The sequence below is a fragment of the Paenibacillus sp. MDMC362 genome, assembly GCF_003269305.1.
GTDB lineage: Bacteria > Bacillota > Bacilli > Paenibacillales > Paenibacillaceae > Paenibacillus_AQ.
In genome coordinates, this window is sequence record NZ_QLYT01000006.1 from 133,153 (window position 1) to 147,351 (window position 14,199).

Genomic DNA, 14,199 nt, shown 5'->3' on the forward strand with positions numbered 1-14,199 from the left:
AATCATTGTATTTTTCCGTTTAACTTAAAGTCCTCCGGCCGCAGGGTCATAAGCTCCAGCTTGCCGGGATTACCGGTTACGTACTGATTCAGCAGCCGAACCGATTGATTCCTTATCGATTTCTCGATGACATTCCGTACATAACGCGCATTACTAAAGGCATGCAGTCCGTGATCCTTCTCCATCTGAAGGTGCTCCTTGAGCTTGCTCAGCGACTGCGGCATCAAGATATAATCCCTCTCCTTCGCCATCAGCTCCGAAATCTGTATCAATTGATCCAGATTGTAATCCGGGAAGTCCATCTGGATCGGAAAACGGGAATACAGGCCGGGATTGGAATCCATAAAAAAATCAATCTCACCGCTGTAGCCTGCCAGAATAAGAATGAACTGGTTTTTATGATCCTCCATCGCCTTGACCAGCGTATCGATCGCTTCCTTGCCGAAATCCTTCTCGCCGCCGCGCGCCAAACTGTAAGCCTCGTCGATGAACAGAATTCCTCCAAGCGCTTTTTTAACCAGCTCTCTGGTCTTTTGCGCCGTGTGACCGATATATTCACCTACGAGATCCGCCCGTTCTACTTCGACCAGATGACCCTTATTAAGCACGCCCATCTTCTGAAACAGCTTTGCTACGATACGGGCGACTGTTGTTTTCCCTGTTCCGGGATTTCCTTTAAAAATCATATGGTACACATGACCGCCGCTTAATAAGCCTGCTTCCGAACGCATCTGGGCCACTTGAAGCAAAGCATAGATTTCAAATACCAGGTCTTTGATTTGTTCAAGACCTACCAGTTGATCCAGCTCTTTCTGAATTTCCTGGAATAGACTGTGCTGGGAAACAGGGTTTGGCGAAGGGGCCGGTTCGCGTTCCGGAACCGCACTGCTGATGAGTGGAGGTTCCGCGCTGCGGAGCACGACATTAATCTGCCTGGATGGCCGTCCTTCAGATCGGCCGTTAGCGGCCGTTACACGCCCGTTCATTGCTCCTCACCTCTTTATCCAAAGGGCTGACTATCTATTCCAATGTATTCTATTTACAGCCTGCTTATTAGAAGTTTCGTCCTCATAGGACACCCATGGCGATCAACAGCCGATCGGCCGTCCATTTCGTATAAGCCAGCACTTCCCTAGACTTGTGCTTGGCCATTGGCAAAACGGTAGATTCCGTGAGCGATATAGAAGGACGATCATAACCAAGGGTAGTCGCAACCTCCATCGCCCTCGTCCCGTGATAGTCATGGGTTATTATAATGGCGGTCTTCCACCCATGCTCCTCCATTATCTCTTGACTGAAGAGTAAATTCTCGTAAGTGCTCGTAGCTTCGTTCTCCAGGAAGATTTGTTCCTCGGGTACGCCCGCTTCGATCAAGAAATTTCTCATCCCTTCGGCTTCGGTAAATGGATACCCGGGCTTATCAAGGCCGCCTGAAACGATGAAGGTATCAAAACGGCCTGCATGGTATTCAACCAGTGCATGCTCAAGCCGTTCGCGAAGCCCAGGACTTGGCTGATCTCCCCACATGGAAGCGCCCAAGATGATGCCGACATCCGCCTTCTCCGACGGACTGCTGATTGCGCTTTCGATCTTCCAATATGCATAACCTGACCATAGCACTCCAAGAACAACGAGAGAGAGCAGGGTAATCATCCCTCTCCGATACCATGCTCTCTTCTTAGTGCCTGCTTGTGGCAGACGCTTATGTATTTCCTGACGCATTATTTCTTCCTCCTGAACTCTCCGTTATGAAATAATTGGTCGCGATGCTTCAGAGACATCATAAAGTAAGGGAATTCATGCGCGTCGATGGCACGAAGCAGATTCCGCGCCGTCACCTTGGCAAGCCTGTAATCATCCCGGGTAATGTCATTCCGCCCTAAGGCATCTTCAAGCTCATCTTCATCCAGCAAGAACACTTCACCATTCTTGACGACAACAACGTCCAAATACAGATCATCAAACCAAGGGACACCTTGATCCGTTACCCCTTGTTTCTTGCAAATATCGATGTACCATTGAACAATATTTCGTTTGTCATCAAACATGGCTGTCACGATGAAATGGCTGTCCTTCGGATAATACTGCAGCCATGAATAACCTTTGTCCGCGATTCGGTAAGTATGACGGCCATACGTCTTCCACAACGGTTCTTTCAGGCCATATATGGTATATAACGTGAGATACCCTGTAAATTGCTCACATTCCACATACCGGGAAGTGAAGTGCCGGCGGGTGATACGGCGCCAATTCGCCCGATCTCCGAATTTACGTTTCATGGAACTTTTCCTCCCCATTCGTATTCCCAGCTTACCACATTTGGGTTTCACACTCAAAACAAAGAAGCCTCCGCAAATCATGCGGAGGCTTTCAAATTCATTATGGGCTGTCTTGAGACTCGTCAGATCCGTCAACCGGATCCGACGGCTCCACAATGGTTCCCGGTACCGTAGGAATATTGCCCGAGTCGGTGTCGGTTTCTCCGGTGCTGGTGTCGCCATTGTTAGATCCCTCTCCTGAACCATCCGATCCATCGCCAGGAATTTGACCATCTTGGCCATTACCGGCTCCGTTTCCATTGTCAGGAGGATTCGTTCCGTTACCGTTGCCGTTACCATTTCCGTTGCCATTGCCTGGGCCTTCACCATTCCCATTACCTGGCCCGCCGTTACCGTTGCCATTTCCGTTCCCGCTCCCGTCGCCGTTACCATTCTCATGTCCAGGAGGGAACTCATTGCCTGCTCCGTTGTCACCTTCATCAAGCGGAGGCGGTTCCTGGTTGTCCCCCGGATCGGGTTCCAGATCCTCAGGCGGCAATTCCTCGGAAACAGCCACGATTTGCAAAATGTTCGATGGTTCCGACTCATCGCCGGTTGATGGATCGAAGGCTGTCACGTAATATTCGTAAGTCAATCCTTCCATCGCACTTAAATCCTCTATAGCGGTTCCTCCCAAGGAATCGAGAATACGGGTATATTCCGATTCCGAAGTTTCCTTACGGTACACGTGGTATTGAATGTTGCCCTGAACCGGATTCCAGCTCAGTGATACAGTCTGAGTCTCCCCATTATAGGAGCCCGTCAAACCGCTGACTGCAGTTAATGTCGTTTCTTCTGCTGGCGGCGGCTGTACCGGCTCGGTACTCGGGAAGCTCTTCGCTTCATATCCCTGAACTGCCTTCTCCATTACTTTGCCCCATAGGGAAGCCGAGATCGAACTGCTTCGTTTCAGCAGATGCTGCCGGTCAGGGTTGTCATAACCCATCCATACAGCTGCCGTTAACTCCGGCGTATATCCGACAAACCATACGTCACGGTTTGAGCTGACGCCCTTATAGCCGCTCTGCGTGGTTCCGGTCTTACCAGCTACCGGACGGCTGATTCGAGCATTTCTACCCGTTCCGTCCTCTACGACGCGCTTCATCATGTCTGTCATTTGCGAAGCCGTCGAAGCGCTCATTACGCGCTTCCCTTTGCTGCCTTTATTCTCAAACACAACCTTGCCTTTGTTATCTTTAATCTGTTTGATCGCAAAAGCCTCTTTAAATTCTCCGCCATTGGCAAAGGCGCTGAAAGCTTGTGCCATCTCGAATGTGTTCGTACCTGTATCCATTCCTCCGAGGGCCAAGGATAAGTTCGCATCGCCTTCGGTCATCTTGATGCCGAGACTCTGAGCAAACTCGAATCCGGCTTTTACGCCGATTTGGTTCAACAGCCATACGGCCGGAATGTTCTCGGAACGCTGAATCGCTTCCGGCATTCCAATCGTCTCCGAATATCCGTGCAGGTTATTCGGGCAGTAATTGGCGCCAAAACATTGCTTTTTATTACTCAATCTAGAGTCCTTCGTAAACTTCCCGGATTCAAGCGCCGGTGCATACGATACAATCGGCTTCAAGGCGGATCCCGGCTGACGACGGCTGTCGGTAGCCCGGCTGAACCCGCCGCGCGTATATTCCCGTCCACCGGACATGGCTACGATACCGCCGGTTTCCTGATTTATGATGACCATAGAACCTTCAACCGGCACGTCGTCCGGACTTTCTTCAAAGTTTTCCGGATTCTTGAACTCTTCTTCCATTGCCGTCTGGGCATTCACGTCCATCGTGGTGTAAATCTGATAACCGCCGATGTTAACGTCGTCCTCGGTAAGGCCCCACTTCTCTTCGGCTTCTTCCATGACATAATCGATAAACGCTGTATATTTCTGCTGTCTTTCAGGCGGTGTATAAGCATAGTCCACTTTCTTGGCTTCCGCTGCCTCTTCGGCCGTGATATACCCCTGCTGTTCCATCAGGGTCAGTACGACAGCGCGACGCTCTTTGGAAAGGTCGGGATTCTTCAGCGGATTATAGCGGGACGGCCCTTTTGGCATCGCCGCAAGTGTCGCCATTTCCCATAAATCCAAATCTTTCAAATTCGACTTGCCGAAATAACGCTCGGATGCGGCTTTAATGCCGTAATAAGGTCCCCCGAAGTTAATCCGGTTTAAATACATCTCAATAATTTGCTGTTTGCTGTGCTGACGCTCAAGCGCCAGCGCGATCGACATTTCCGTCGCCTTACGGAAGAATGTTTTGTCCCTGGTCAGGAATATATTCTTCGCCAGCTGCTGCGTGATCGTACTTCCGCCTTCGACCATGGAACGTGCCATAATATCCTTTACCGCTGCGCGGCCGATCGACCACATATCTACGCCGTTGTGCTCCATGAACCGTTTATCTTCAGTTGCAATGAATGCTTGTATCAATTTCTCCGGAATATCCTCGTACTTCACTGGATCGCTCTTCTGGAGGGATAGTTCGCCCATCAGCGTTCCGTTGCGGTCATATACCTTGGAAGTACCGTAAGCGGTCAATTTATCCTGATTCTGTTCCAGCAGCTTTTCACCGCTGATCAGGATGAACAAATAACCTGCAAGCGCACAGAAGATCGCAATGACGGCCGTGAAAAACAACGCCCATGCTATTCGCTTTCCCTTGCCCTTTTTCTTCTTCGCATTCGGTTTCGTGGTTTTGGATGTCTTCGAGTTGTCTTTGTTTTTGTTCAACCGCGACATCTGATTATCTTTTCCAGCCATCTGTCCCCCTCCTTACTCCCTTGCGGGATCAAGCCTTCTGACTTTTAAATCATGCCTCGGAAAGAAAAGAACAACCTTCTCAGGTTGCTCTCTGCACTCCTTATAAGCTAAACGAATTATAAACCAAAAAGTTTCAAATTAATCAGTTGACGGTATGATTCTGCTCTTTATAAAACCATTCTAAAATCTATTGATCGCTGCTGTTATCCTGCATCAGGGACACATTACGCTGCGGCATGAACGTGGAGATAGCATGCTTGTACACCATTTGCTGACGGCCGTCGCTGTCAATCACGATAGTAAAATTGTCAAAAGCTTTGATCGTTCCACGGATCTGAAAGCCGTTTGTAAGGTATACCGTGGCCGGAATGTTCTCTTTGCGCAGTTGGTTCAAGAACGTGTCTTGGATGTTAATGGACTTGTTCATTAGCCGTACCCCCAATGGTTCAATTAGATTGTTTTGAAAATATATTCAAGATTTCAGTGAAACTTTCCTGCTATTATAGCACGGATTTTTTGATAGTTTGCAGAAAAATTTCCCGAGTCGGTGACGTCTACCCACTCGATGTCCTTCATGTGGCGAAACCAAGATAGCTGCCGCTTAGCGAACCGGCGTGTATCGCGCTTGAGCAGCACGACGGCCTCCTCGTAGCTGAATTCTCCGCTAAGGTAAGAAACGATCTCCTTGTAACCCAACCCTTGCATGGACACAAGTCCCGGAGCGAACCCTTTGTCCATGAGCGCCGCTACCTCATCAACAAGTCCCTGGCTCAGCATAAGATCAATTCGCTCTTCAATACGGTTATATAGCATTTGCCTGTCCATTGTCAAACCGACCAAGCATAAGTCATAGGGAGATTGCTTGGTTTGAGGCGCCAGCTGGGCCGAAAGTGGGACGCCGGTCATATGATATACTTCCAAAGCACGAACGACCCGGCGTAGGTCATTAGGGTGAAGCCGCTCTGCCGTTTCAGGATCAACCTCAGCCAATTTTTGATGAAGAGCCTCGGCTCCGTGTTCATTGGCATAGCGGAACTGCTCCTCCCTGAAAACTTCATCCGCTCCGGTCTCGCTAAACTGATAGCCGTAGCACACCGACTCCACGTAAAGGCCGGTTCCGCCAACAATGAACGGAAGTTTTCCCCGCTGCGTGATCTCCGTAATGAGCTTTTGGCTCTGCTCTTGAAATTCGGCTACCGAATAGGGGTGATCGGGCTCGTGGATGTCAATGAGATGGTGAGGGACGCCTTCCATTTCTTCGGCCGAAATTTTGGCTGTTCCGATATCCATTCCCCGGTATACCTGCATCGAATCGCCGGAGATAATCTCGCATCCGAATTCCTTCGCAATTTCGATGCTCATTTTGGTTTTACCTACAGCCGTCGGTCCTATAAGAACGAGCAGTTTCGGTTTGGTCTCATCTGTCAATGGAAATCACTCCGTACGTTATTTTCGATTTTCCCCGTTCAGGCAATGTAAAGCCAAGCCGCTCGAACTCTCCGCTGGATCGCGCTTCCTTCATGACAACGGTTTTGCGCGCGACCCTAACCGCTTCTCTTACACTTTCCATTTCCAACGGCTCCCCGTTTGCATAATGTCTCAGAGGATGGATGGAAGCCGATTCGACGATCGGTTCTCGGAACATTGGATCAAAATAAACAATGTCTACGCTCCGGTCCGGCAGCGACTTCAAATAATCCAGGTGATGGCTGTGCCTGACCTCGATGCGCCTCATCGCCTGATCACTGGCCTCCAGATGGCTTTCATAGGTCCGAAGCCCTTCTTTTAGCAGCGCATACAAGGGAAGTGAGCTTTCCAGAGCAGTGATCCGACTGTTCGCGCCGCCCTTGCCCGAAAATACCAGGGAGTCGGCTCCAAGCCCAGCCGTACAATCCAGTACGGAATCCCCTTCCTCCATTCCGGAAGCCTCCAGCATGGGATCGGATTTTCCGCTCAGTACGCGTTTCAATCGGACAAACCCCATGCTCGGATGAAATTCCATGACCGAGCCGTCCGGTCCGCTTAGACGTACATGTCCGTTCAGTACGACCAACACGTCGTCATCTCCGAACCTGCGTGCTAATTTTCGCAATGAATGACCGCCGCGCTGGACATAACGGCAGCCGGTTTCCCGGGCTAAACTTATCGCGCGCTCCACAATGTCCGGCGCTTCCGCTTCTCCAGTTGTTATAATCATGAAGGTCCTCCTTGCTGTTACATAACGCGCTTAAACATTTTCTCCAAATCATAAGCTGAGAACGAAATTACGATCGGTCGTCCATGCGGACATGTGTATGGCTGCCGGCAGGCGCCCAAACGCTGAATCAACGTCTTCGCCTCCTGCTCCGTCAGCTTCTGATTAGCTTTGATGGAAGCCTTGCAGGAACACATGATCGACGAGGTTTCTCTCAGCTTGGCGATATCGATATTGCGTTCGCTCAGCACCCATTCTGCCATCTCTTCGATAATGGCCTTCTCGTCGCCCTTGGGGAACCAGAACGGGTGGGAGCGAACCAGGAAGGTATGACCGCCAAAAAACTCCATATACACGCCAACCTTCTCAAACCAGTGCAGCCGTTCCTTCACCTTCTCCGATTCCGAGAGCGTAAATTCCAGCGTAATCGGCAGCAGCAGCTCCTGGGATGCCTCTGCCGGGTTGCCAAACTGTTCGTAGTAATACTCGTAGTTAATCCGCTCATGCGCGGCATGCTGATCAATCAGGTACAGCCCGGTATCATTCTGCGCTATGAGATACGTACCGTGATGCTGGCCGATTAGCGTAAGCTCCGGAAATGGCGGAATCTCTGGAGCCGGTCCTGAGGCTGCCTGCAGCCACTCCTTGGTTACGGCAGGAATTCCGGCATTCCCCCGGGTCTCATTGCGGTAATCACTACGGTAATCACTGCGGTAAGAAGAAGCTGCAGCCGTTTCCCGCATTTGCGAGGTGGCAGATGTGCCAGCTGCTCCGGCCCCATAAGCGCGCTTGGGATCCGGCTCAGACTGGGTAAAGGCCTGCCCCTCAGGCCATGTCGACTCAGGCGGCGCCTTGAGTGGCAGGTTTCTTCCAATTGAAGGCTCGCGGCTTCCGGGGATCGCGATATCCCGCTCATTGCCGCTGCCGTTCGCTGAGGCATGACCTTGCGCAGGAGAAAATTGCAGCTGTTCTTGGATATAGGCGTTGTCGCTTTTGCCAATATTTTGTTTGGCCGGGCGTGGAATAAGGATTTCCTGCTGAAGCACCTTGCGAATTTCTTCCTCCACCAACGCGACCAGCTCTTGTTCTTTACTGAAACGCACCTCCAGCTTGGATGGATGCACATTCACATCAATCAATGAGGGGTGCATGGACAGCTGCATGACAACGAGCGGAAACCGGTTGATTGGCAGCAGCGTATGATAACCTCTCAAAATCGCCTGCATCAAACCGTAGTTCCGAATATATCTCCCATTAATGATCAGCGACATGCCGTTACGGTTGGCTCGGGTATAATCCGGGCGGCTGATATATCCGCTTAACGTGTAATCCATATTCTCCGCTTCAAACGGCAGCATCGCTTTGGCCGATTGGGTACCGTATATGGCCGCAATGACCTGAAGGGCATCGCCGTTGCCCAGCGTCTGCAGCAGCGAGTTTCCATTGTGCCTGAGCGTAAAGGCTATATCCGGCCGGGAAAGGGCCAGACGATACATATAGTCGGATATGTGCCCCAGCTCGGTTTGGATCGTTTTCATATATTTCAGCCTTGCCGGCGTATTGAAGAACAATTCCTTCACGAGAAAATCGGTTCCTCGGGGTGCAGCCGTTTCTTCGTTCACGCGCAGATGACCGCCTTCGATTTCGATCACCCGTCCGCGGCCATCCTGAGCATTGGACGTAACCAGACGCACCTTGGATACGGCCGCAATGGATGGCAGGGCTTCGCCCCGGAATCCAAGGCTGGTGATTTGAAACAGATCGCGGCCTTCAGCGATTTTGCTCGTCGCATGGCGGTAAAAAGCCGTCTCGCAATCCTCCGGATCGATGCCTGAGCCGTTATCCGTTACGCGAATGCTGTCCAGTCCGCCTTCTTCTACCGTTACGTCAATCTTGGTGCTCCCGGCATCAATGGCGTTCTCGACTAGCTCCTTCACAACGGAGGCAGGCCGCTCCACCACCTCACCGGCAGCAATCTGGTTTGCAATATGCTCGTCCAAAATCCGAATAATCCCCATCGTTCCTACCTCCGTTTCATTTCATCCATGCTAAAGTCACATATTCTTCGCTTGAAGCTTCAGGTCATTCAGGAACTGCATGGCCTGAAGCGGCGTCATATTCATCACGTCCGCGCCTTTAACGGCTTCAATGAGACTCTTGACGGCAGGATCTTGAGAAGCTTCCTGCGCTATGGAATGCTGGTCCTTTCCAGGCTTAACACTAGATTCGGGCACTTCCTCCTCGCCAAAAATGGAGAGCTGCACCACGCCGCCCTTCCGGTCGGCGCCGCTCAAGCTTTCGCTATTCGACAACATATTTTCACGAACCTCATGTACAGCTTCGGATCCGCTTCGTCTCTCGTCGGAAGGAGCTGGGGCGGTTGGCTGCTCGCGCTGCATCACAGTCCCTTGCTCCGATGCCACCGCGGCCAGCGAGGCCATCTCCAGGCCCTGCAGGAGCCCATAGGCGCGGTCAATGATGCTGCCGGGCAAACCTGCCAATCTCGCACAGTAAATGCCGTAGCTGCTGTCAGCCGCGCCAGGGATCAGCTTGCGGAGGAAATGCACTTTGTCTCCGCTTTCCTGAACCGCCATGGAATAATTTTTGAGACCGCCAAGGCTTTCCTGAAGATGGGCGAGCTCATGGAAATGCGTGGATACCAATGCCTTACAGCCGATATGGTCATGCACATACTCAATCACGGCTTGCGCGATCGCCATGCCTTCACTCGTTGAAGTACCGCGTCCCAGCTCGTCGATAATAATCAGGCTGCGGGGCGTTGCTTTTTCCGTCATGACCTGAATATCCGCCATTTCCACCATGAAAGTGCTCTGGCCGCCGATCAGATCGTCTGCGGCTCCGATACGGGTAAAGATACGGTCCACCAGCGGGATAACCGCGCGCTCTGCCGGAACAAAGCAGCCCATCTGGGCCAAAATCGATAACAAGGCAACCTGGCGCATGTACGTGCTTTTTCCAGCCATATTCGGACCGGTAATCAGCAGGATCGAGGAGCCGTCCTTGCGTAAATCCGTCCCGTTCGCGATAAACGATGAATCCTTCATGACGGCTTCCACGACAGGATGACGGCCGCCTTCAACGATATAATCATACCCTTCGCTCAGCTCCGGCTTCACGAACCGGTATTCCGCGCTGACCGCGGCCAGGGATTGATAGACGTCAATCTCGGCAATGCGCTCCGCGAGCTTTTGGAGCCGGCTCACTTGGGTATTCAGCTTGTCCCTGAGCTCGGTAAAGAGAGCGTATTCCATATCCACCATCTTCTCCTGCGCCTCAAGGATCAATCCTTCCTTCTCCTTCAGCTCGGGCGTGACATAGCGCTCCGCGTTCGCCAGCGTCTGTTTGCGTTCGTACCGGCCTTCCGGCAGGGACGATAGATTAGACTTCGTCACCTCGATATAATAGCCGAACACCTTGTTATAACCGATCTTCAGCGACTTGATCCCCGTAGCCGCGCGTTCCTTGGCTTCCAGCTCGGCGATCCAGCGTTTGCCGCTGGTGCTCGCTTCACGAAACTCATCCAGCCGCTCGTGATAACCCGGCTTGATGATGCCTCCGTCACGCACGGATACCGGCGGTTCGTCAACAATCGCATTCTCGATCAGTTCGCACAGATCGTCGCAAATATCCGTATCCGCAGCCAACCGGCGCAGCGTCTCGGAGGCAGACTGGGCACACAGCTCTTTCAGGGAAGGAATTTGTCTTAATGACAGCTTAAGCGCGTTCAGATCCCTTCCGTTCGCGCTGCCGAACGCAATTCGGCCGACCAGCCGCTCCAGATCGTATATCTCTTTAAGCGCCATCCGCAAATCTTCACGCAGTATGTACTGGTTATACAAATGCTCAACAGCCTCCAGCCGCTCTTCAATCCGGCTGCGGGACAGCAGCGGTTTATCGATTCTCCGCCGCAGGAGTCTGGCTCCCATCGAGGTTTCCGTGCGATCCAGAAGCCACAGAAGCGAACCTTTCTTCGAACGCTCACGAACCGTCTCAACCAGCTCCAGATTGCGCCTGGTGAACGGATCCAGAACCATGTATTGGCCCGGTTCATAGGAAGCAATCTGCGTCAGCTGTCCCAGCGACCGCTTCTGCGTCTCGCTTAAATACGAGATTAGCAGGGATATGCAGGCTCTTCGCTCCTCTTCCAAACGGGCCCAAGCCGGTTCACCGAACTGGGTTCGAACCAATGCGTCCTCCCTACGATCCCATGTCGTATAAACGACGTTGCGGCTGCCTGGAAGCGCCTGAGACGAAATGATATCAAGCAGCGCTGCGTCCCCAATAATCTCGGAAGGCTCATAAAGGCCAATCTCATCCCGCAGCCATTCCTCCGAAGATGGTACTGAGGTCACATAAAGCTCCCCGGTTGACAGATCGCATGCCGATAAAGACATTAAGCCGCCCGCTTCCGTGACACACACCATGTAATTGTTCGATTTATCGTGCACAACCTTGCCGTCCATGATGGTCCCAGGGGTGACGACCCGAACGATTTCACGCCGCACCATGCCTTTGGTGACTGAAGCATCCTCCATCTGTTCGCAGATGGCGACTTTGTATCCTTTCTCAATCAACCGCTGAATATAACCCTCCGCGGAATGATAAGGGACTCCACACATCGGTATTTTCTCTGCACCGCCGCCTTCGCGGCCGGTCAGCGTAATCTCCAGTTCCTTCGATGCAAGGATCGCATCATCAAAAAACATTTCATAAAAATCGCCTAAGCGGAAAAAAAGAAACGCATCGCGCGCTTGTTCTTTGACCTTCAAATATTGTTCAATCATCGGCGTATATTTAGCCATGACGTACCTCCATTACCTTCTAGCTTGACCTCCATTATAACAGAAATTGACCGAAGGCATTATGACTTGATCGGAATATTCCACAGCGGCCTGATATCTCTGCTCTCATCCCAGGCCCGCCCCGCTTCCATGTGAACAAGCGCGCTTTCGATTTCGGGGGCAAAGTCCGAATATTCCGGCAGCGATGATAAGTCCCTGTGCCAGCCTGCGATACATTCTTTGAGCACAGACTTGTCGCCTTCATAATAGGCGCGATGGTAACGCTCCGTATTGAATGGCCTCGCCAGCAAACGGTCGCTGTATCGAGCTGCCAGGTAGGCGACATACAGTGATATCTTCGCGACAAGCGGCGAAACGAGAAAGCTGGGAAGCGTACGGTATTCAAACCCGCCATACGGCTGCCTCCGAAAATCCCCCAGGAAACCATAACGGGGTCTGCGAAAACGCCCCTTGGGGTCTTCGAGCAGCGCCAGCGGCAGAGCCAGATAATTATCCAGCGTCTGAAGAAGAGACAGGGAGAGCGGAACGCCGCTGAAATGAATATGGCCGCCGAGCGGAAAGTCACCATAAGGCAGAGCTCCCGCTCTCCATGTTAGTGAGTGATCGGTAATCAGGCTCTGGGCTTGACGCAGAGCTTTATGCATTTCAATCACTAACGCCTTCGGATTCGCTTTCGGTAACGGCCTGAGCTCGGCAATGGGGTAAATGACCTCCCCCCGAAAACGTACAGCGTCACTGCCGACCGACCCGCCGCGCTCCATAAATTCGGATGCAAACACAATCTCTCCGTTGTCCCTCATCAGTACAAACTCGGGGTCCATCCCCATGAGCAGCGGCGCAGCCAAAGGGAATTCACTGTCATCGTTACGCGGGTGAAAACCTGCCGCCGGCACCCCCTTCGCACTCATGACGGTTTTAATCCGGCCCGCTTTCATGCGGATGTCCTCGACTACGTATCTGCGCCCGGGCCGGGCATTGATGATAACCTCTCCTTCATCCGCGCCCAGCGTATACAGCGACCGCAGGGCCGCTTTCTCCAATCGCCGATGCAGGCCATCCTCATACCTCCCGTTCTCGGGGTCAGGCTTAATCATTACTTCACTGCCGCCGAGACGATAGGAGCGGATCGAGACTGCGGACAGCTGCTCAACCTGGACGGCGTACCTGGCCGTGTAATGCTTCTCCTCAACCGAGCTCAAGCCCAGAAGGGACGGTATCCCGGATCTGGACAGACGCGCTTGCGCGAGAAGCACGGCAGCTCCCTTCAATGGCACATATTCTTTTACAGCAGCTGGTTTTTCTTTAAATTGAGCCATCTCCTTAGTCCCCCTGTAAAAAAAATAAAAAAGAGGGCATCCGCCCTCCGCAAAGCTGCCCTCACTGCATATGCTAAGATTAGAATCATTCCTACAGGAGGGTTATCTTACAGTTCATCCTCCAGACCTTCGTAATCAAGGTCTTCGTAATCATCGACTTCGTCTCCCAGGACGTAATCGAATTCTTTGTCCTCGTAATCGCCATGATGATGGCTGCATACTTTGACAACGACCTTGGTTTCGGCAATCAGCTCCACCGCGTACTCTCTCTCTACCCGCAGAATGACACTTGTGCCATTCGAGGATACGCTGGCCTCAACGCAGCTCGGCTCCTGTGTCGCTTCAGCCGACACTTCCACCGTGGATGCACGATGCTTCGGATCCAGATAGGAAAGAGGCACGCGTTCTACATACGATACCGTTTCTTTCGCCACATCGGTCTGTGAATTTTTGTCATAGGAATACCAGATGTTAACATCGTAAGTACCAATAACTTCAATTCCGTCTCCGGCGGCAACCGCCTCGTATTGATGGTTTATAATCCAAGCCCCCAAAATACTGGTCGGATTATTAGGCGGAGTCACGGTATGTGTTACGGTAGAGAATTTACGACCCTTGCCGCAGATCGCCTTCGTGATGATTTCTCTACATTGGTGTTTATGACTCAATGACATCTTCGAACCTCCTCCATACAATCATTCCATACATGTGTATGCAAGACATGGGCGAATGTTGAATGAAGTGGTCCAAATAAATTCATATGATGCTAAAAATATCAGATTTTTTT

11 protein-coding genes are annotated in these 14,199 nt (G+C 51.8%); all 11 read right to left on the reverse strand.

Going from position 1 to position 14,199, the window contains the following annotated elements:
• Positions 1 to 2: 2 nt before the first annotated feature.
• The 11 genes from DP091_RS01765 to DP091_RS01815 all read right to left on the reverse strand — a co-directional run bounded on the left by DP091_RS01765 (position 3) and on the right by DP091_RS01815 (position 14,086).
• Complete coding sequence (locus DP091_RS01765) at positions 3 to 986, reverse strand: AAA family ATPase (protein WP_113056800.1); 984 nt, start codon at positions 984 to 986, stop codon at positions 3 to 5.
• 82 nt (positions 987 to 1,068) lie between these two features.
• Complete coding sequence (locus DP091_RS01770) at positions 1,069 to 1,722, reverse strand: YdcF family protein (protein WP_113056801.1); 654 nt, start codon at positions 1,720 to 1,722, stop codon at positions 1,069 to 1,071.
• Positions 1,722 to 2,279, reverse strand: coding sequence for a ribonuclease FAU-1 family protein (locus tag DP091_RS01775; protein ID WP_071218240.1), 558 nt, complete (start codon positions 2,277 to 2,279; stop codon positions 1,722 to 1,724). The genes DP091_RS01770 and DP091_RS01775 overlap by 1 nt, the downstream gene beginning before the upstream one ends.
• Before the next feature lie 100 nt (positions 2,280 to 2,379).
• Positions 2,380 to 5,079: a transglycosylase domain-containing protein gene (locus DP091_RS01780; protein ID WP_113056802.1), complete on the reverse strand. Its 2,700-nt coding sequence runs from the start codon at positions 5,077 to 5,079 to the stop codon at positions 2,380 to 2,382.
• A gap of 187 nt (positions 5,080 to 5,266) precedes the next feature.
• Entirely contained in the window at positions 5,267 to 5,506 is a 240-nt protein-coding gene (gene hfq, locus DP091_RS01785; RefSeq protein ID WP_071218242.1) for an RNA chaperone Hfq, read from the reverse strand.
• 53 nt (positions 5,507 to 5,559) lie between these two features.
• Positions 5,560 to 6,507: a tRNA (adenosine(37)-N6)-dimethylallyltransferase MiaA gene (miaA, locus tag DP091_RS01790; protein ID WP_113056803.1), complete on the reverse strand. Its 948-nt coding sequence runs from the start codon at positions 6,505 to 6,507 to the stop codon at positions 5,560 to 5,562.
• Positions 6,497 to 7,276: a class I SAM-dependent methyltransferase gene (locus tag DP091_RS01795; protein ID WP_113056804.1), complete on the reverse strand. Its 780-nt coding sequence runs from the start codon at positions 7,274 to 7,276 to the stop codon at positions 6,497 to 6,499. The genes miaA and DP091_RS01795 overlap by 11 nt, the downstream gene beginning before the upstream one ends.
• 17 nt (positions 7,277 to 7,293) lie before the next feature.
• On the reverse strand, positions 7,294 to 9,291 hold the full coding sequence (gene mutL / locus DP091_RS01800; RefSeq protein WP_113056805.1) for a DNA mismatch repair endonuclease MutL: 1,998 nt from the start codon (positions 9,289 to 9,291) through the stop codon (positions 7,294 to 7,296).
• Positions 9,292 to 9,327: 36 nt separating this feature from the next.
• Positions 9,328 to 12,096, reverse strand: coding sequence for a DNA mismatch repair protein MutS (gene mutS, locus DP091_RS01805; RefSeq protein WP_113056806.1), 2,769 nt, complete (start codon positions 12,094 to 12,096; stop codon positions 9,328 to 9,330).
• A gap of 59 nt (positions 12,097 to 12,155) precedes the next feature.
• Positions 12,156 to 13,412 carry a putative amidoligase domain-containing protein gene (locus DP091_RS01810; RefSeq protein ID WP_113056807.1) on the reverse strand — a complete coding sequence of 419 codons (1,257 nt, stop codon included), beginning with the start codon at positions 13,410 to 13,412 and terminating at the stop codon, positions 12,156 to 12,158.
• 107 nt (positions 13,413 to 13,519) lie between these two features.
• Positions 13,520 to 14,086: an outer spore coat protein CotE gene (locus DP091_RS01815; RefSeq protein WP_071218248.1), complete on the reverse strand. Its 567-nt coding sequence runs from the start codon at positions 14,084 to 14,086 to the stop codon at positions 13,520 to 13,522.
• Positions 14,087 to 14,199 lie beyond the last annotated feature (113 nt).